Origin of the sequence: Brevibacterium siliguriense, assembly GCF_900105315.1 — a bacterium.
Classification (GTDB): domain Bacteria; phylum Actinomycetota; class Actinomycetes; order Actinomycetales; family Brevibacteriaceae; genus Brevibacterium; species Brevibacterium siliguriense.
Window position 1 is genome coordinate 1,614,630 of the sequence record NZ_LT629766.1, and the last position, 16,951, is coordinate 1,631,580.

Genomic DNA, 16,951 nt, shown 5'->3' on the forward strand with positions numbered 1-16,951 from the left:
TCATCGACTCCGTGTTCGCATGCAGGAAGATTGCCGATCCCTTCCCAGGGGTCGGCGGTAGTCTTATCCAGTGACATCTTTCGACATCCCCGAGGCTCTCGTTCGGGCCGAGATCGACGAGGCGGCCCTGCGGGAGAACGCCGCCGTCCTCGCCGACCGCCTCTCTCCTGCCCGTCTCAAGTGCGTCGTCAAGGCCAATGCCTACGGCCACGGCATCGACCTCGTCGCTCCAGCACTGTTCTCGGCCGGGTGGCGCGAGTTCTGTGTGGCCACGATCCCCGAAGCCCTACGTCTGCGCAGCCTCCTCGGACCCGAAGCGCAGATCCTCGCCTGGCTCTACGGGCCGACCACCGATCTCGAGGAGGCGGTGCGCGCAGAAATCGAACTGGGCATTTCGACGGTCGGAGCGCTCGACCGACTCGCCGCGGCGGCTCGCCGCACCGGCGTCACGGCTCGCGCCCACCTGAAGATCGACACCGGACTCGGACGCAACGGTCTGTCCCCGGAAGCCCTCGTCCGCGCCTTCGACTGGCTGCGCCGCCACGCCGAGGACACCACCGAAATCCGCATCGTCGGAATCATGAGTCACTTCGCGGTCGCCGACGAACCCGAACGCCCCGAGACCGCAGCGCAGAGCGCGGTCTTCTCCTCCGCCCACGGGCAGCTGCGGGCCGTGCTCGACGCCGCGGACGGCCGCCTCGGCGAATCGGATGACCTGGACGTCCACATCGCGAACTCACCGGGCGCGCTCACCCTGGGGCCGTGCCCGGGCACCTCGGCGCGAGTAGGGCTCGCCCTCTACGGTCTGTCCCCGCTCGAAGACGGGGATCCGACGGTTCTCGGGCTGCGACCGGTCATGCGGCTGGTCTCCAGCGTCATCAACCTCAAGGACATTCCCGCAGGTCACGGCGCCTCCTATGGGCTGACGTTCACTGCTGCGACCGATACCCGGTTCGCGCTCGTACCCGGCGGGTACGGTGACGGCCTGCCGCGCGCGGCATCGAACCGCGCCGAGGTGGCCATCCGCGGTCGTCGCTATCCCGTCGTCGGGCGCATCGCCATGGATCAGATGATCATCGATATCGGCGCCGGCAATGATGAGGTGGCCATCGGCGACGAGGTCGTCATCTTCGGCCCCGGCGGGCCGAGCGCGGCCGAGTGGGGGACCTGGGCGAATACGATCAACTACGAGATCGTCACCCAACTCAGCGCCCGCGTCGATCGAGTCGCCCTGCCGGGAGGCGAACGATGAGGATCCATCTCGAATCCCTGGAGCAGATGCGCACGTTCGCCGCGGCCCTGGCCGACCATCTGCGCGCCGGTGACCTGCTCATCCTCACGGGCAACCTCGGCGCCGGGAAGACGACGTTCACCCAGTCGCTGGGCAAGGCTCTCGACGTGGCCGGGCGGATCACCTCGCCGACGTTCATCATCGCTCGCGAGCATCCGTCGCGATCGGGCGGCCCGGCGCTCGTCCATGTCGATGCGTACCGGTTGGCCGACGGAGAGGAACTCGAAGATCTTGACCTCGACTCCGAACTCGACGAGTCGATCACGGTCGTCGAATGGGGCGCCGGCATGGCCGAGCAGCTCAGCAGCGATCACCTCGACATCACCATCACCCCGGTGTGGGACGACGACGCTGCTGCCGCCGGGGCAATGAGCCGGTCGGCGCCGATGACGCAGACGAGGACGAGCGGCGCATCATCGACCTCACCGGTCGCGGAGCAGCCTGGGCCGAGCGGATGTCGGCGGTCGAAGCCGCCGTCTCGGCACTGCCGGGAGTGAGAGTCGACGGCCCGGCCTCCGCGGACCGTCCCGCTGAGGACTCGGCGAAAGAGGGAGACGAATCATGATCATTCTTGCCATCGATACCTCGCAGTCGGCCTCTGTGGCCCTCGTGGATACGGACACCGGTTCGGTCATCGCCGCCGCACAGGCCGATGACCAGCGTCGACACGTCGAGTTCATCGGCCCGGCGCTCGCCGAGGTGCTTGCCTCAGATGTCCGACCCGAACTCGTCGTCGTCGGCATCGGACCGGGTCCCTTCACCGGACTGCGGGTGGGCATCGCCGCCGGAATCGCCGTCGGTCAGGCCCGCGGGATCCCCGTCAGGGGACTGCTGTCCCAACACGCGATCGCCGCAGAGTTCGTGCGCCGTGCAGAAGGCTCAACAGCGCCTGCGTCAGAAGTTTCGGCCACCGCGGGGAACGAATCCGGTCGCCCCGTCCTCATCGCCTCGGACGCTCGTCGCAAAGAGGTCTATTTCAGCGTCTATGACTCCGCCGACGCCACATTGAGCGCCGGACCGTTCGTGGCGAAGCCGGCCGAGGTCGCCTCGGTCCTCGCCGCCAACGGCTTTCGGTTTGAGAACACCGAAGAGAAGCTCGGCCGCGGGTTCCTCCTCTACCCGGACATCCTCGGAACATCGAGCGCCGAGTCGATCACCGACCCTCGTGCCGAGTACCTCGCGCTGGCCGCGGCACGGGAAATCGCCGGCGGCGGAGAACTGAGCGAACCGATCCCCGAGTACCTGCGCGAACCCGACGCGAAGGCGACCCCGGTGCGTGAGAGCTCTCTGAGATGACCTCGACGACCATCGCGGAGCTTCCCTGGTGGGACCTCGCCGAGGTGGCCGACCACGATGCGGCGATCTTCGGCCCGACCGCGTGGACGCTCGGCTACTACTGGTCGGTGAAGGCGCAGAACGGCACGGTCATGCTCGCCGCCAGGACAGCCTCGGCGGGAGACCTGGCAGGGTGGATCGTCATGTCAGGGGCCGGCGCAGAAGCCGACGTGATGACGATCGCCACCACCGAGGCGGCACGCGGCAAGGGAATCGGCCGCGACCTGCTGCAGGCCGGAATCGATTGGGCGAAGGACCGCGGCTGCGAGGTCGTCCACCTCGAGGTCGATGAACGCAATGCCGCGGCGCTGGGGATGTACTCTTCCTTCGGATTCGAGGAATGGGGGAGGCGCCCGGACTACTATCCGGGTGCGGCGGGTATTCTCATGCGCCTGCGAGTCGGTGACTAGGCGACCGGAACCGTGCGCTGCTCGGTCGCCTCGGTGAGGTCGACGAGCAGAGCTCCGTTGAGCCGGAAGGCCTCCACCGTCTCGTCGATGACGATCTGCTCGTCGCCACCGGTCGCCGCCACCTGATCGAGGCGGCTGCGGTAGGCATCCTTGTACGGCTTGGTCTTGCCGAGCTCTGCGAAGTCCCACATCGTCAGCGAGGTCGCCGGCAGACCGTAGTGCCGGGACATGAGAGTGCCGATCGCCTGACCGCCGGAGAGGTCGCCGAGGTAGCGCGTGTAATGGTGGGCGATGACCTGTTCGGCCCGTTCAAGCCGCTCCAGGTGCGCGGCATAGGCGGTGGAGCCGGGCATGACAGGCAGCTCGACGCCGTCGAGCGCGGCCAGGTCGGCGGCGATGCGGTCGGCTCGGAACAGATGGGCGTCGAAGAACGGAGCGAAGACCGGATCCTCGGCTAACTCCCGCGATTTGGACTCGAGCACTCCGTAGATGACGTCGTATTGCTTGAGCAGGAGGGCGTAGGCCCGGGAATCGAGCCGTCCTTCCATGAGGTCGACCATGAACGTGGTGTGCTCGACCTCGTCGTGGATGGCGGCGGTGCTGGCCTTGAGCCGAGCGGAGAACGGTTCAGACATGATGTTTCCTTGGGGAGTGTGGCCAATCTAATGCTGCTTTGCCGCCGAGGTGGTGTGATCGGCATCATTGCGTGTCTATAGCTTAGCCTAACCTGAGTTCCGGGTGGTGGTCCTGCCCCGAAGTCGTGGAGGTCAAACGGGTAGTCTGGAGGGTATGACACGTGTGCAATTGGCAGATACCGATCTCTTCGTTCACCCTCTTCAGCTGGGCGGCAACCCCTTCGGCTGGGGCGCGGATCGGGATCAGAGCTTCGCTGTCCTCGACGCCTATGCCGAGGCCGGTGGAAACTTCATCGACACCGCCGATGCGTACTCGGCCTGGGTCGAGGGGAACTCGGGCGGAGAGTCCGAATCGATCATCGGCGAATGGATGAAGGCTCGCGGTAACCGCGATGACATGGTCATCGCCACCAAGGTCGGCATGCACCCGAAAGGTCGGGGCCTCGATCCGGCAAACATCCGCAACTGCGTCGACGACTCGCTGCGCCGACTCGGCACCGACCACATCGACGTCTACTACGCGCATAGAGACGATGATGACGTCGACCAGGTCGCGGTCGCCGAGACCTTCGACGCGCTCGTCCGCTCCGGCAAGGTCAGCTACCTCGGAGCATCGAACTTCAGTCTCGAACGACTGCAGAAGGCACGGAAGATCTCGACGAAGTTCTCCCTGGCCTGCTACCGGGTCGTCCAGGACCGGTTCAACCTCGTCTCGCGCGCCGCAGTCGATCCGCAGAAGCAGGCGTACCTGCGATCTGAGGGGATGGCCGAACTGCCCTTCCACTCACTGGCCTCCGGGTTCCTCACCGGCAAGCACACCGGCGGCGACGCCACCGGAAGCGTGCGCGGTGACCGTGTGGCCGATTTCGTCGACGACCAGAAAGCCCTCGGCGCCCTGGAGGTCCTCCACGACGTCGCCGCCGACCACGAGGCGTCGATGACGGCCACGGCCATCGCCTGGCAGCTCGCCCACGACTTCATCCCCTCGACCATCGCCTCGGCGCGGGTGCCCGAACAGCTCACCGAGCTTCTCGCCGGCACGGAGATGCAGCTGAGCCCCGAAGAGAAGACCGCCCTCGACGGAGCCTGGGTGGAAGCATGAGCGAAACCAGCCCCCGCCTGGTCACCTGGGAGAACGGAACCGACCTCGTCATAGAGCTGTCCCTGGGGAGTGACGTCGAAACGGTGTGGAGCGCACTGAACGATTCGGACAGGGCGCGGACATGGTTCGCGCCGTTCCGCCTCGGCGAAGAATCGGCGGATGCGGGGGATGAACCCGACGTACCTGCGTCCCGTCCGATCACCTTCGAACTCGAGGACGCCGATCTGGACGGTGAGGTGCTCAGCTGCGAGGAGTACGACCACGTGCTGCTCGAGCTCGAGACCTTCGGAGTGCTGGGGATCCGGCTGCTGCCGTTCGAAGGAGAGTCGGGTGATGAGACCTTGCTCGTGTTCACCCACACCGCCCCCGACGTCGAATCTGCTCGCACCCAGGCCGCCGACTTCGGGCCCATGTGGGACACCCACCTGCGCCTGTTCGCCCGGGCCCTCGGCCTCGACATCGCCGAGGCGACCGAATCCGAACTCGACGCGGTCTACTCCGACCTTGCCCTCGAGATTGCGGATTCCGGGGACGGCGCTGCCTCGGCTGACGGGACCGAATCATGAGCGAACCTCTCGTCCTCGGCATCGAATCCTCATGCGACGAGACCGGGGTGGGCATCGTCCGCGGGCGCACGCTGCTGACGAACACCGTGTCATCGTCGATGGACGAACATGTCCGCTTCGGCGGGGTCGTGCCGGAAGTCGCCTCCCGCGCCCATGTGCAGGCCATCGGCCCGGCCATCGCCTCGGCGTGTGAGACCGCCGAGGTGGAGCTGGCCGATATCGACGCCATTGCCGTCACCGCCGGTCCGGGGCTCTCCGGCGCACTCATGGTCGGGGTCGGTGCGGCCAAGGGGCTTGCCGCGGCCCTGAACAGGCCACTCTACGGAGTGAATCATCTGGCCGCGCATGTGGCCGTCGACCTCGTCGCCGAGGACATCGACGGGCTGACGACGCCGACCATCGCCCTGCTCGTCTCGGGTGGACACACTGAGATCCTGCGCATCGGCGACGTTGTCGACGACATCGAGCTCCTCGGCGCCACCATCGACGATGCCGCAGGTGAGGCCTTCGACAAGACCGCGCGGCTGCTGGGACTCAACTATCCTGGAGGCCCGAACATCTCGAAGGCGGCTCTCGGCCTGCTCGACGGCACCGGAGTTCCCGGCGACCGGAATGCCGTGAAATTCCCACGCGGACTCGCGAAGAAGCAGGACCTCCGTGACCCCGAGCGCCGGTATAACTTCTCGTTCTCCGGGCTGAAGACCGCGGCCCTGCGCGAGGTGACGAAGGCGGAGACTCTGGGCGCGGACCTGCGGGTGGCCGATATCGCTGCCGGGTTCGAAGATGCCGTCGTCGACGTCCTCGTGGCCAAGACTCTGCTCGCGGCATCCGACACGGGCATCAACCATGTCGTCCTCGGCGGGGGAGTGGCCGCGAATACGCACCTGCGTGAAGTGCTCGCTGCTCGCTGCACCGAGGCGGGCGTGACTCTGCGGGTGCCGCCGCTGAAACTGTGTACGGACAACGGTGCCATGGTCGCAGCTCTCGGCGCGGAGCTCGTCTCCCGCGGAATCGGGCCGAGCGACCTGTCCTTCGCCGCCGTCTCCTCATTGGACGTCGATCATGTCCTCGTCTGAGAACGGCTCGAACAGTGCCGCCGAGCGGAACGCGCAGGCGGCGAAGTCCATGCGTCTGCCTGACGGTCGGCCGCCTCGGCGATCGGGTGATGGCTGGACGTACGGGTCCGATGGGAAGAAGCACTGGGGTCTCAACGGGGCTGCGGGGCTCATGCTCGTCGATCCCGATCGCGGTGTGCTCATGCAGCACCGGGCACTGTGGTCGGTCGAGGGTGGAACCTGGGGCTTCCCCGGCGGGGCCCGGGACATGGGCGAGTCGGCCGTCGACGCCGCGGTCCGGGAGTCCTGGGAAGAGGCCGGGGTGCCGGACCAGGACGGGTCTGGCATCAAGATCCTCGAGACGCATGTCCTCGACCTCGATACCTGGAGCTACACAACAGTGATCGCGAAGACCCTGCGCCGTTTCGACGCCGTCATCAACGACCCCGAGAGCATCCAACTGTCGTGGGTGCCACTCGATGAGCTCGACGACTACGAACTCCATCCGGGAGTCGCCTCGGCACTGCCGACGCTGTTGGAGCTGCTGCGCCCCCACCTGTGAGCCGGGCGGGGAATCGGTCCCAGCCGGAGTGGTCCGGCGGCCCAGCAGTGATTCGACACTCAGCTCGATTCTCGACGTACAGCTGGTTCAGCTGTACGAGCTGCGCAGGTCGCCGATGAGGGAGCGGGTCACTTCGGTGAGCGACCCCGTCTGGGCCAACACTCGTTTCAGGCGCTGGTAGGGAACCCCGCGGTCGATGATCGAGGTGATCGAGCGCAGTTCCTCGACGCAGCCGAGGCGCTCGGCCACGGGCATCAGGCGTTCGATCTCGTCGGCGAGGCATTCGGTGACGAGACGTTCGTCGGCTGCGGCGTTCTCGATGATGATCGCATCCATGCCGTAGCGGGCGGCACGCCATTTGTTCTCGTTGTGGAACCAATCGGGCATCGTCGGCAGGGTCTCACCGGCGTCGAGGCGGGCCGACATGTCGTCGACGAGACACTGGATGAACGCGGTGACAGCGAGGATCTCCTCGAGCGTCGGCAGCCCGTCGCAGACGCGGACCTCGACGGTGCCCCAGTGCGGGGCGGGCCGGATGTCCCAGCGGATCTCATTGATGGTGTCGATGATTCCGGTGGTGAGCATATCGTCGACATACTTCTCGTAGTCCGCCCACTCATCGAATTGGAACGGCAGCCCCGCCGTCGGCAGCTGCTGGAACATCATCGCCCGGTTCGAAGCGTAGCCGGTGTCCGTGCCGCCCCAGAACGGAGACGATGCGCTCAATGCCTGCAGATGCGGGACATAGGCGAGGAGCGCGTTGACGATCGGCAGCACCTTGTCGCGCGAGTCGATGCCGACGTGTACGTGGACACCGAAGATGAGCATATTCCGACCCCACCACTGGGTGCGATCGACGAGCTCGAGGTAGCGGTCCTTCGCCCGGACTTCCTGCGACTGCCATTGCGCGAACGGGTGGGTGCCCGCCGACATCAGCTCGACGCCGCGGTGCTCGGTCAGCTTCCGCAGCGCCCCGATCGAGGTGGCCAGATCCTCGGCGACGGTGAAGACCTGCTCGTGGACATCGGTGACGAGCTCGATGGTGTTCGTCAGCATCTCGCCGACGATCTTCTTCTCGAACGCGGGTGCATGCTCGGCCACATCTGCCAACAGAGTCTCGGCGGCCGGGGTCAGGTCCAGGCTGCGGGAATCCAGCAGAGCCAGTTCCCACTCGACACCGAGGGTGGAGCGGGGAGAGCGTGCGAAATCGACCATGATCCGATCATAGACGCGCGCGCTCGTTTCCCCTGACTTCGCAGCGATATTCGGGCCGTGTGATGCCCCGCATTCCCTCGCCGAGGCGGCCCCACCGGTCACGCGGCCCGGCGCGCGGCCTCGGCCAATCGGCTGCCGGAATCGGTGTCGAAGAGGTGCAGGCGCGCGACATCGGGAACGACGCGCACGGTGTCTCCGCGGCGGATCGTCGACCGACCTGCGACACGCGCCACGACCGTCTTCGCACCGGAGGCAAGGGCCGCCCGACCATGGACATAGGCATCGGCGCCGAGCTCCTCGACGAGATCGACGGTGACCTCGAGACCCTCAGCCTCGGTGACCTGCAGATCCTCCGGACGGATGCCGACGGTGACCGTGTCACCCGTGACCTGATCACGCTGTTCCGTCGTCAGGGACAGTTCGACATCGCCGAGGCGCAGCGACGTTCCCTCGACCGGCACGTCGACGAGGTTCATCGCTGGCGAGCCCATGAAGCCCGCGACGAAGAGGTTGGCCGGACGATCATAGAGATTGGCCGGAGTGTCCACCTGCTGCAGCCGTCCATCGGCGAGGACGGCAACCCGGTCGCCCATCGTCATCGCCTCCACCTGATCGTGGGTGACGTAGACGGTGGTGACGCCGAGGCGGCGGGTCAGCGAGGCGATCTGCGCGCGAGTCTGCACACGCAGCTTCGCGTCGAGGTTCGACAGCGGCTCGTCCATGAGGAAGACCTGCGGGGACCGGACGATGGCTCGCCCCATCGCCACGCGCTGCCGCTGCCCACCGGAGAGAGCCTTCGGCTTGCGGTCGAGGTATGCCTCCAGATCGAGCAGGCGGGCGGCCTCCTCGACGCGCTGATTGCGTTCCTGCGTCGAAACGCCGGCGATCTTGAGCGCAAAAGCCATGTTCTCGCGCACGCTCATATGCGGGTAGAGCGCATAGTTCTGGAACACCATCGCAATATCGCGTTCCCTGGGGGAGAGGTCCGTGACATCGTGGTCGCCGATGCGGATGTGCCCGGAATCGACGGGTTCGAGTCCGGCGAGCATGCGCAGGGTCGTCGACTTCCCGCAGCCTGAAGGGCCGACGAGGACAAGGAATTCCCCATCGGCGATGTCGAGGCTGACCTCGTCGACGGAGGGCTTCAGTGCTTCAGGATACTGACGCAGTGCTTTGTCGAAGGTGACTGTGGCCATGAGTTCTCAACCTTTCACGGATGCGTTCGCACCCGAAGATCCACGGTGATCGGACAGTGATTGATTCGATGATGCTCGATCGGCCGGTTCCTGATGGAACGACGAGCGTGCGGATGAAAAGTGATCGGTCGGGGCGAGGCTCGTCGTCTGTTGTGCAGCCGTCTGCTCAGCAGAGGACCGATACTGCTGACGCACCCGCGAGGGTCGCGGATGCAGAGTGGCGACGAGCTCGACACTCCAGTCCGGCAGAGTCCCCGACAGAGTCCACGCCGCCTGCCGGGCCGCCCCGATGGCAACGTATTCGGCCTGTTCGGGAACGTCGATGGGCACGGTGAAGATATCGCGGGCGACCTCGCGGACGGCAGGATTGCGTGCCGCCCCGCCGATGAGCAGCAGCCGTCCGGCCTCCAAGCCCTGCGCCTGCACCGCGTCGAGGCCGTCCGCCAGACCGCACAGCATGCCTTCGACGAAGGCTCGGGCGACGTTCTCCGCCGAGGAGTTGCTCAGGGTCATTCCCTCGAGGCGGGCCGTGGCATCGGGCAGATTCGGGGTGCGTTCGCCTTCGAAGTACGGCACGAGCGTGAGCCCGTCCGCTCCCGGCTGTGACGCCAGTGCCAGGGCCGCGAGTTCGTCGTGGCTGACACGCAGCAGCTTCGCGGCCGAATCGAGGACCCGGGCCGCATTGAGCGTGGCGACCAACGGCAGGCGCCCGCCATCGGCCGAGGCGAATCCGGCGACCGCCCCGGTCGAATCGGCGATGGTCAGATCGGTGGTGCCGAATACCGTACCGGAGGTGCCGATCGAGATGACGAGATCCCCCGAGGCGACACCGAGCCCCAGCGCCGCGGCCGCATTGTCCCCGGCCCCGGGACCCACGACGATTCCGTCCGGGCTGTGCCCGGCCGCCTCGTTGGGGCTAAGGACGCGGGGAAGGACGATCGCCGAGGCGGCTTCCCCCTCCACCTCTGCGTCCGTATCCGCGGCGCACGGCAGACCCACGGCCTCACGGGCAGGCTTATCGAAGGCGGTGAGGAAGAGATCGAGATCGTAGCGGGAGGCGGAAGGGTCGAAGTAGGCGGTGCCGCTGGCATCGGATGCGTCGGTGACCAGTGCGTCGAGCACGGGGCCACGAGCGGAGACGTCGGCGGGTCCGTATCCGAGGAAGCGCCAGCTCAGCCAGTCATGCGGCAAGGCGACGGCGGCGACCCGGGCGGCATTGTCCGATTCGGCAACCCGGAGCCACCGCAGCTTGGCGGCGGTGAAGGAGGCGACGGGCAGGACCCCGGTGCGTGCGACATAGTCGGCGGCTCCGACTTCGGCGATGAGGTCTCTGGCCGCGGCCTTGCTGCGCAGATCGTTCCACAGCAGGGCATCGCGGATGACCCTGCCCTCGGTATCGAGGGCGACGAGCCCGTGCTGCTGACCGCTGATGCTCAATCCCGCGACATCGTCGAGTCCGCCGGCGGCCGCGATTGCCTCCTGCAGAGCGGTCCACCACGCCTCGGGGTCGACCTCGGTGCCGGGAGGGTGCGGGGCCGAACCGGTGCGGATGATGTCACCGGAGCCCGGATCGGCGATGACGACCTTGCAGCTCTGGGTCGAGGAGTCGACACCGGCGACGAACCTGCGATTCGCACTCATCGGAACTCCTCTTCAGCTGGGGCCGCTCCGGGGCCGGGCGCCTCGGCGAGGATCTCATCGGCGAGTGCCCGGTCGATGATCGCGATATCGAGGATCCCGGCGGCGCAGGCGGCACGGACTGCGCGGGCGCGTTCGGCACCGCGGGCGACTCCGACGGTGGTCGTGGCGCGGCGGAGCTGATCGAGGGTGACGGCGATGACGCGGTCGTCGATCGTGGTGACATCGGCTCCGTCGGCGGCTAACAGACGGCCGGACACCTCGGCGATGGCACCGTCGTCGATGCCCGCCTGACGCTGGGCGGGGGAGCACTTCTCCCACACCGAGGACAGGCCTTCGGCCCAGGAGGCCACTGAGACCACTGCGAGGTCGAGGTCATCGGCGGCGGCCAGAGTCCCGGAGATCTCGGGCAGTGCCCGCAGGTCATCGGCGGTCCCGGCCTCGGTCACGAGCAGCGGGGCGGGCAAGCGAATCATGCTCACGGCCGGATCCTGACCCAGCCGGGTGAAGATCTCCGAGCTGGGACGGTGAGATTCCAGGCGCAGCGCCCCGGCGAGCTGGACGATCGTGCACCGGGGCAGGGCCGGGGTGAACGCTGCTGCGGAATCCAAGGTGCGCGACCATGACAGGCCGATGCGCATCCCCGCATGGGCGTGGCGGCTGACCAGCGACAGCGCCGCCCGACCCATCTGCTGGGAGGCCAGGGTGTCATCGGGGATGTCGACGATGATGACCGAATCCAGGCCGAGCGTTTCGGCGACCTGCTCGGCCAGACCGTCGGCTTCACCGGCATCGGCTTCGATGGTGATGGTCACGACTCCGGTGTCGACGGCCTCCTGGAGGAGGCGGGCGACCTGGAACCGGCTGAGTCCGTTGGCCTTGCCGATCTCGACCTTCGAGCGACCCGCGAGATAGTGATCACGTGCCAGCTGCGCGAGGAAGCGGCGGTGGCGGGCGGTGGGCACCGTGGACATGGTCCTCCCTTCGGCGTCGACGACTGTGTATTCGCTCATATGTGAAGTGTTGCACATCTGATTGGTTCGTGACACAGTATTGCACATATGAGCATGGATGCTCATATGATTTTCTCGCAGCGAACCGATGGCGGGCTGCAATCCCGCAAGGACGAGGGAAGGCACAACGATGAAACACCTGATCACAGGCCGGAGAGTCACATGGGCGGCCATCGGCATGGTCGGAGCGCTGGCTTTGTCCGGCTGCGGCGGCGCCGGCGGCAGCTCGGCCGGAGGTGGCGGCGATGAGGTCAACGTACTCATGGTCAACAACCCGCAGATGCAGGACCTGCAGAAGCTCACGGCCGACCACTTCACCAAAGACACCGGCATCAAGGTCAACTACACCGTGCTGCCCGAGAACGAGGTCCGGGCCAAGATCGGCCAGGAGTTCGCCGCCCAGGCCGGCAACTACGACGTCGCCTCGATGTCGAACTACGAGATCCCGACTTACGCGAAGAACAAATGGCTCACGCCCATGGACGAAGGCGTTGTCGATGCTGAAGGCTTCGACCAGGACGACATCCTCGCCCCCATGGCCGAATCGATGACGGTCGACGACAAGGTCTACGGTGAGCCGTTCTACGGTGAGGGTTCGTTCCTCATGTACCGCACGGACATCTTCGAGAAGGCCGGGGTGGAGATGCCGGAGAAGCCCACCTGGGACGAAGTTTCGAAGCTCGCGGCGAAGGTCGACGGCGCGGAGCAGGGCACGAAGGGCATCTGCCTGCGCGGACTTCCCGGTTGGGGTGAGATGTTCGCTCCGCTGACGACCGTGGTCAACACCTTCGGTGGCACGTGGTTCGACGAGGACTGGAACGCCCAGGTCGACTCGAAGGAATTCAAGGAAGCGACGAACTTCTACGTCGATCTCATCAGGGACCACGGAGAATCCGGTGCTCCGCAGGCCGGCTACACCGAATGCCTGACGAACCTGCAGCAGGGCAAGGTCGCCATGTGGTACGACTCGACGGCCGCCACCGGCACCCTCGAAGCTGATGACTCTCCCGTCAAGGGCAAGATCGGCTACGTCGCAGCACCGGTGAAGGAGACGGAATCGAGCTCCTGGCTCTACACCTGGGCATGGGGCATCCAGGCCGCAGGCAAGAACCAGGATGCGGCGAAGCAGTTCGTCGCCTGGGCCTCGTCGAAAGACTATGAGGAGACCGTGGCTGAGGAACTCGGCTGGCAGCATGTGCCCGCCGGCAAGCGGACCTCGACCTATGAGAACCCCGAATACCAGAAGGCCGCCCAGCCCTTCTATCAGCAGACCGAAGACGCCATCAACTCGGCCGATCCGGTCAGCCCCGGAGTCCAACCGCGGCCGACTTTGGGAGTCCAGTTCGTGACGATCCCCGAATTCGCCGACCTCGCCACGGGCATCTCCGAAGATGTCAGCTCCGCCATCGCCGGACGCTCTTCCGCCGACGCTGCCCTGGAGAAGGGACAGAAGGCCGCGCAGAAGGTCGGAGACAAGTACAAGAAGTGACTGCCCGCACCACCCACCTGACGAAGGATGTTCGAAGTGTCAGCTCCAGCCGCTGAGCGTGCATCGCAGCCGATCACGCCGCCCAGACCCCGTGCCAAGGACCGATGGCTCAAACGCGCGCCCATGCTGCCGGCGCTGATCTTCGTCATCCTCGTCACTCAGATCCCGTTCGCGATCACGATCATCATCTCGTTCATGAACTGGAATGCCGCCTACCCCGATGACATCGCCTTCGGGACGCTGCAGAACTATGTCACCGTCTTCACCGATGCGAACCTGCTCAAGGCCGTGTTCGTCACCGTCGGGCTCACCGTCGGCGTCGTGCTGGCCTCCGCCCTGCTGGGCTTGGGCATCGCCCTGCTCCTCGACCGGAAGTTCATCGGCCGTGGGTTCGTCCGAACTCTGATGATCACCCCGTTCCTCGTCGTCCCAGTCGCCGCAGCGCTGCTGTTCAAGCACGCGATCTTCAACCCGTCCTACGGTCTGATCAACGGGCTGCTGACCACCGTGTTCGGAGAGAACGCCCCACAGCCGGACCTCATGACCTCGAACCCGCTGCTGGGCATCGGGATCGTGCTCGTCTGGCAGTGGACGCCGTTCATGATGCTCATCATGCTCGCCGGACTGCAGTCACGGCCCATGGACGTCTACGAGGCGGCGCTGGTCGACGGGGCCGGGCCTTGGCAGACCTTCCGCTTCATCACCCTGCCCCACTTGCGCCGATACATCGAACTCGCCGCACTGCTGGGCACGATCTACATCGTCCAGAACTTCGACATGGTCTTCACCATGACGTCCGGAGGGCTCGGCACCGCCACCCTGCCGTATGTCATCTATCAGGAGTTCTTCGTCGCCCAGGACTACGGAGTCGCCTCCGCCGTCGGCGTCATCGTCGTCATCGCCTCACTCATCACCGCGACCTTCGCCCTGCGCACCGCATCGACCCTGCTCAAGGAGGAGAACTCATGAGCACTCCCGACCTCACCGTGGATAACCACCCCGCAGCCGGGGTGACCCCCACTCCGACCGAACCGGGCGGACCCGGATCCGCAGAGCCGCCTCGGCGAAAGGCGAATGCACCGAGGCGGCCCGGCCAGGGGCGGGCGGGCAAGATCCTGCTCGGCCTGCTGGCCTGGTTCGCGGGGCTCCTGTTCGTCTCACCCCTGCTGTGGATGCTGCTGACCAGCCTGCACGCGGAGACCGACGCCTCGACGAATCCGCCCAGCTACTTCGCTCCGCTGACTCTGGAGTCCTACGCCAACTTCTTCGGCGGCGGCAACGGCGCGAATCCGTGGCCGTTCCTCATCAACTCCGCGGTCGCCGCAATCGTCTCGACGCTCATCGTCCTTGTCTTGTCCACGATGGCCGCATATTCTCTGGCGATCCGCCGCATCGAACGCTGGTCGGACGTGCTGTTCTTCCTGCTGTCGACGAAGATGCTGCCGATGGTCGCCGGTCTCCTGCCCGTCTACCTCGTCGCGAAATCCTTCGGCATCCTCGACACCTGGCTGCTGCTCATCATCATCTACTCGGCGATGAACATGCCGATCGCGGTGTGGATGATGCGCTCCTTCCTCGCCGAGGTGCCCGTCGAAGTCCTCGAAGCTGCCGAACTCGACGGCGCCCGACTGCCGCGCGTATTCCTCCAGATCCTGCTGCCGCTGACTGCACCCGGACTGGCCGCGACGGCGCTCATCTGCTTCATCTTCTCGTGGAACGAACTCCTCTTCGCCACCGTGCTCACCTCCACGGCGGCATCGACGGCACCCGTGTTCCTCACCAGCTTCGTCACCTCCCAGGGTCTGTTCCTGTCGCAGGTGTGCGCAGCCTCGCTCATCATCTCCGTGCCCGTGCTCGTGGCCGGAATCGCCGCCCAGGACAAACTCGTCCAGGGCCTGTCCATGGGAGCCGTCAAATGACTGCACCGACCACCGCACTCACCCTCAACACCCACAACCTCGCCGAGGTGGCCGACCACGGAATCGCCGTCCCCACCTATGATCGGTCGGCCGTTCGGCCGGGCATCGTCCACTTCGGCGTCGGCGGATTCCACCGCGCCCATATGGCGATGGTTCTCGATGACCTCATGGAGGCGGGCCTGGCCGCCGATTGGGGGATCGTCGGAGCCGGAGTGCTGCCCCACGACGCGGCCATGCGCGACGCCCTGGCCGACCAGGACCACATGTACACGCTGACGCTCAAGCACGCTGATGGGGCCAAGGAACGTCGGGTGATCGGATCGATCATCGACTACAAGTTCGGACCCGATGACCCACAGGGGCTGCTCGACCTGCTCACCGATGAGACGATCCGCATCGTTTCGCTGACCGTCACCGAAGGCGGATACAACGTCAACCCCGTCACCGGCGAGTTCATCACGGACGAGCCGACGATCGTCGCCGATGTCGAGGCGCTGCGGGCCGGCGAGCTGCCGGCCACCGTCTTCGGCTTTATCGTCTCCGCACTGGGGGCACGGCGTGAGGCCGGAGTCGCACCGTTCACCGTGCAGTCGTGCGACAACATCTCCGAGAACGGCGACGTCGCGAAGAGGATGTTCTCTGCCTTCGCTCGCCTCGTCGATGCCGAACTCGCCGACTGGATCGGCCAGACTGTGGCGTTCCCGAACTCGATGGTCGACCGCATCACCCCGGCCACGACTGATGGCGACCGGGTTGATCTCCTTGCCGACACGGGAGTCACCGATGCTTGGCCGGTCGTCGCCGAACCCTTCTTCCAATGGGTGCTCGAAGACGATTTCACCTCCGGACGTCCGCCCTATGAAGAGGCACGGGTGCAGGTCGTCGACGATGTGCAGCCCTATGAGCATATGAAGCTGCGGCTGCTCAACTCCGGACATCAGGGGCTCGCGTACTTCGGCCTCCTCGGCGGATACAGGTTCGCCCACGAAGCCATGGCGAACCCGGACATCCCCGCCTATCTGCGCCGATACATGGACGAAGAGGGCACTCCGAGCCTGGCGCCGTTGCCCGGGATCGACCTCGACGCCTACAAGGATTCGCTCATCGAACGGTTCAGCAACCCGGAGGTCCGCGATACTCTCGCCCGCCTCGGTGCCGAATCCTCCGACCGGATCCCCAAATGGCTGCTGCCGGTCGTCAAGGACAACCTCGCCTCCGGCCATCCGATCGAGGTGGCCGCGGCGATCTGTGCCTCGTGGGCCCGCTATGCCGAAGGGCACGACGAAACCGGCGGAAGGTTCACCATCGTCGACCGCTATGCCGACGAGCTGCAGGCAGTGGCCGCGACACAGGGAGAGGACCCGCTGGCCTTCGTCCGGCAGGAACAGTTCTTCGGACCGCTCGCTGAAGAGCCGAAGTTCAGCGAACCGTACTTGAAAGCACTGACATCGCTGCACGACCGGGGAGCCAAGGAGACCGCCCGCCGTCTGGCCGCTCACGAAGAGCTGTGAACAGGCGGTGCGCA

The 16,951-nt window shown here is 66.1% G+C and carries 17 protein-coding genes; 12 read left to right on the top strand and 5 right to left on the bottom strand.

Going from position 1 to position 16,951, the window contains the following annotated elements:
* Nucleotides 1-70 precede the first annotated feature (70 nt).
* From alr to BLU88_RS07040, 4 genes are all read left to right on the top strand, one after another.
* The gene (gene alr, locus BLU88_RS07025) at nucleotides 71-1,252 is read left to right on the top strand and encodes an alanine racemase (protein WP_092011737.1); all 1,182 of its coding nucleotides are present in this window, start codon (nucleotides 71-73) and stop codon (nucleotides 1,250-1,252) included.
* Nucleotides 1,249-1,788, top strand: a complete 540-nt coding sequence (tsaE, locus tag BLU88_RS07030; protein WP_092011740.1) for a tRNA (adenosine(37)-N6)-threonylcarbamoyltransferase complex ATPase subunit type 1 TsaE — start codon at nucleotides 1,249-1,251, stop codon at nucleotides 1,786-1,788. Before alr ends, tsaE begins: the two co-directional genes overlap by 4 nt.
* 64 nt (nucleotides 1,789-1,852) lie before the next feature.
* A complete protein-coding gene (gene tsaB, locus BLU88_RS07035) occupies nucleotides 1,853-2,587 on the top strand; it encodes a tRNA (adenosine(37)-N6)-threonylcarbamoyltransferase complex dimerization subunit type 1 TsaB (protein WP_092011743.1) in 735 nt (244 codons plus the stop codon).
* Nucleotides 2,584-3,036 (top strand): GNAT family N-acetyltransferase, encoded by a 453-nt coding sequence (locus tag BLU88_RS07040; protein WP_092011746.1) that lies wholly within the window; start codon nucleotides 2,584-2,586, stop codon nucleotides 3,034-3,036. Before tsaB ends, BLU88_RS07040 begins: the two co-directional genes overlap by 4 nt.
* Here the strand turns inward: BLU88_RS07040 and BLU88_RS07045 are convergent.
* Nucleotides 3,033-3,671, bottom strand: coding sequence for a biliverdin-producing heme oxygenase (locus BLU88_RS07045; RefSeq protein WP_092011749.1), 639 nt, complete (start codon nucleotides 3,669-3,671; stop codon nucleotides 3,033-3,035). The genes BLU88_RS07040 and BLU88_RS07045 overlap by 4 nt on opposite strands.
* A gap of 154 nt (nucleotides 3,672-3,825) precedes the next feature.
* Here BLU88_RS07045 and BLU88_RS07050 point away from each other — a divergent pair, with 154 nt between their 5' ends.
* Genes BLU88_RS07050 through BLU88_RS07065 form a run of 4 tightly spaced genes read left to right on the top strand, consistent with a single transcriptional unit; the run spans nucleotide 3,826 to nucleotide 6,956 of the window.
* Nucleotides 3,826-4,773: an aldo/keto reductase gene (locus BLU88_RS07050; protein WP_167356878.1), complete on the top strand. Its 948-nt coding sequence runs from the start codon at nucleotides 3,826-3,828 to the stop codon at nucleotides 4,771-4,773.
* On the top strand, nucleotides 4,770-5,339 hold the full coding sequence (locus BLU88_RS07055) for an SRPBCC family protein (protein WP_092011752.1): 570 nt from the start codon (nucleotides 4,770-4,772) through the stop codon (nucleotides 5,337-5,339). The genes BLU88_RS07050 and BLU88_RS07055 overlap by 4 nt, the downstream gene beginning before the upstream one ends.
* Nucleotides 5,336-6,415, top strand: coding sequence for a tRNA (adenosine(37)-N6)-threonylcarbamoyltransferase complex transferase subunit TsaD (gene tsaD / locus BLU88_RS07060; RefSeq protein WP_092011754.1), 1,080 nt, complete (start codon nucleotides 5,336-5,338; stop codon nucleotides 6,413-6,415). Before BLU88_RS07055 ends, tsaD begins: the two co-directional genes overlap by 4 nt.
* On the top strand, nucleotides 6,402-6,956 hold the full coding sequence (locus BLU88_RS07065) for an NUDIX domain-containing protein (RefSeq protein ID WP_092011757.1): 555 nt from the start codon (nucleotides 6,402-6,404) through the stop codon (nucleotides 6,954-6,956). Before tsaD ends, BLU88_RS07065 begins: the two co-directional genes overlap by 14 nt.
* A gap of 87 nt (nucleotides 6,957-7,043) precedes the next feature.
* Here BLU88_RS07065 and BLU88_RS07070 read toward each other — a convergent pair whose 3' ends face one another.
* The 4 genes from BLU88_RS07070 to BLU88_RS07085 all read right to left on the bottom strand — a co-directional run bounded on the left by BLU88_RS07070 (nucleotide 7,044) and on the right by BLU88_RS07085 (nucleotide 12,018).
* Complete coding sequence (locus BLU88_RS07070; protein ID WP_092011760.1) at nucleotides 7,044-8,171, bottom strand: glutamate--cysteine ligase; 1,128 nt, start codon at nucleotides 8,169-8,171, stop codon at nucleotides 7,044-7,046.
* A gap of 98 nt (nucleotides 8,172-8,269) precedes the next feature.
* Entirely contained in the window at nucleotides 8,270-9,367 is a 1,098-nt protein-coding gene (locus tag BLU88_RS07075; RefSeq protein ID WP_092011764.1) for an ABC transporter ATP-binding protein, read from the bottom strand.
* A gap of 6 nt (nucleotides 9,368-9,373) precedes the next feature.
* Nucleotides 9,374-11,008, bottom strand: a complete 1,635-nt coding sequence (locus BLU88_RS07080) for a xylulokinase (RefSeq protein ID WP_092011767.1) — start codon at nucleotides 11,006-11,008, stop codon at nucleotides 9,374-9,376.
* Nucleotides 11,005-12,018, bottom strand: a complete 1,014-nt coding sequence (locus BLU88_RS07085; RefSeq protein ID WP_157689018.1) for a sugar-binding domain-containing protein — start codon at nucleotides 12,016-12,018, stop codon at nucleotides 11,005-11,007. The genes BLU88_RS07080 and BLU88_RS07085 overlap by 4 nt, the downstream gene beginning before the upstream one ends.
* Before the next feature lie 130 nt (nucleotides 12,019-12,148).
* On the opposite strand from BLU88_RS07085, the gene BLU88_RS07090 reads away from it, so the two are divergent.
* The 4 genes from BLU88_RS07090 to BLU88_RS07105 are packed head-to-tail and all read left to right on the top strand — an operon-like array spanning nucleotide 12,149 to nucleotide 16,937.
* Nucleotides 12,149-13,507, top strand: a complete 1,359-nt coding sequence (locus BLU88_RS07090; RefSeq protein ID WP_092011770.1) for an ABC transporter substrate-binding protein — start codon at nucleotides 12,149-12,151, stop codon at nucleotides 13,505-13,507.
* A gap of 27 nt (nucleotides 13,508-13,534) precedes the next feature.
* Nucleotides 13,535-14,476 carry a carbohydrate ABC transporter permease gene (locus BLU88_RS07095; RefSeq protein ID WP_231939662.1) on the top strand — a complete coding sequence of 314 codons (942 nt, stop codon included), beginning with the start codon at nucleotides 13,535-13,537 and terminating at the stop codon, nucleotides 14,474-14,476.
* Nucleotides 14,473-15,426 carry a carbohydrate ABC transporter permease gene (locus tag BLU88_RS07100; protein WP_092011773.1) on the top strand — a complete coding sequence of 318 codons (954 nt, stop codon included), beginning with the start codon at nucleotides 14,473-14,475 and terminating at the stop codon, nucleotides 15,424-15,426. Before BLU88_RS07095 ends, BLU88_RS07100 begins: the two co-directional genes overlap by 4 nt.
* Nucleotides 15,423-16,937 carry a mannitol dehydrogenase family protein gene (locus tag BLU88_RS07105; protein WP_092011776.1) on the top strand — a complete coding sequence of 505 codons (1,515 nt, stop codon included), beginning with the start codon at nucleotides 15,423-15,425 and terminating at the stop codon, nucleotides 16,935-16,937. Before BLU88_RS07100 ends, BLU88_RS07105 begins: the two co-directional genes overlap by 4 nt.
* The last annotated feature ends 14 nt before the right edge of the window (nucleotides 16,938-16,951 follow it).

Coding starts and splice junctions, on each gene's coding strand:
- tsaE (WP_092011740.1), top strand. CDS start 1,249: ATGAGGATCCATCTCGAATCCCTGGAGCAGATGCGCACGTTCGCCGCG.
- tsaB (WP_092011743.1), top strand. CDS start 1,853: ATGATCATTCTTGCCATCGATACCTCGCAGTCGGCCTCTGTGGCCCTC.
- BLU88_RS07040 (WP_092011746.1), top strand. CDS start 2,584: ATGACCTCGACGACCATCGCGGAGCTTCCCTGGTGGGACCTCGCCGAG.
- BLU88_RS07045 (WP_092011749.1), bottom strand. CDS start 3,671: ATGTCTGAACCGTTCTCCGCTCGGCTCAAGGCCAGCACCGCCGCCATC.
- BLU88_RS07050 (WP_167356878.1), top strand. CDS start 3,826: ATGACACGTGTGCAATTGGCAGATACCGATCTCTTCGTTCACCCTCTT.
- BLU88_RS07055 (WP_092011752.1), top strand. CDS start 4,770: ATGAGCGAAACCAGCCCCCGCCTGGTCACCTGGGAGAACGGAACCGAC.
- tsaD (WP_092011754.1), top strand. CDS start 5,336: ATGAGCGAACCTCTCGTCCTCGGCATCGAATCCTCATGCGACGAGACC.
- BLU88_RS07065 (WP_092011757.1), top strand. CDS start 6,402: ATGTCCTCGTCTGAGAACGGCTCGAACAGTGCCGCCGAGCGGAACGCG.
- BLU88_RS07070 (WP_092011760.1), bottom strand. CDS start 8,171: ATGGTCGATTTCGCACGCTCTCCCCGCTCCACCCTCGGTGTCGAGTGG.
- BLU88_RS07075 (WP_092011764.1), bottom strand. CDS start 9,367: ATGGCCACAGTCACCTTCGACAAAGCACTGCGTCAGTATCCTGAAGCA.
- BLU88_RS07080 (WP_092011767.1), bottom strand. CDS start 11,008: ATGAGTGCGAATCGCAGGTTCGTCGCCGGTGTCGACTCCTCGACCCAG.
- BLU88_RS07085 (WP_157689018.1), bottom strand. CDS start 12,018: ATGAGCGAATACACAGTCGTCGACGCCGAAGGGAGGACCATGTCCACG.
- BLU88_RS07090 (WP_092011770.1), top strand. CDS start 12,149: ATGAAACACCTGATCACAGGCCGGAGAGTCACATGGGCGGCCATCGGC.
- BLU88_RS07095 (WP_231939662.1), top strand. CDS start 13,535: ATGTTCGAAGTGTCAGCTCCAGCCGCTGAGCGTGCATCGCAGCCGATC.
- BLU88_RS07100 (WP_092011773.1), top strand. CDS start 14,473: ATGAGCACTCCCGACCTCACCGTGGATAACCACCCCGCAGCCGGGGTG.
- BLU88_RS07105 (WP_092011776.1), top strand. CDS start 15,423: ATGACTGCACCGACCACCGCACTCACCCTCAACACCCACAACCTCGCC.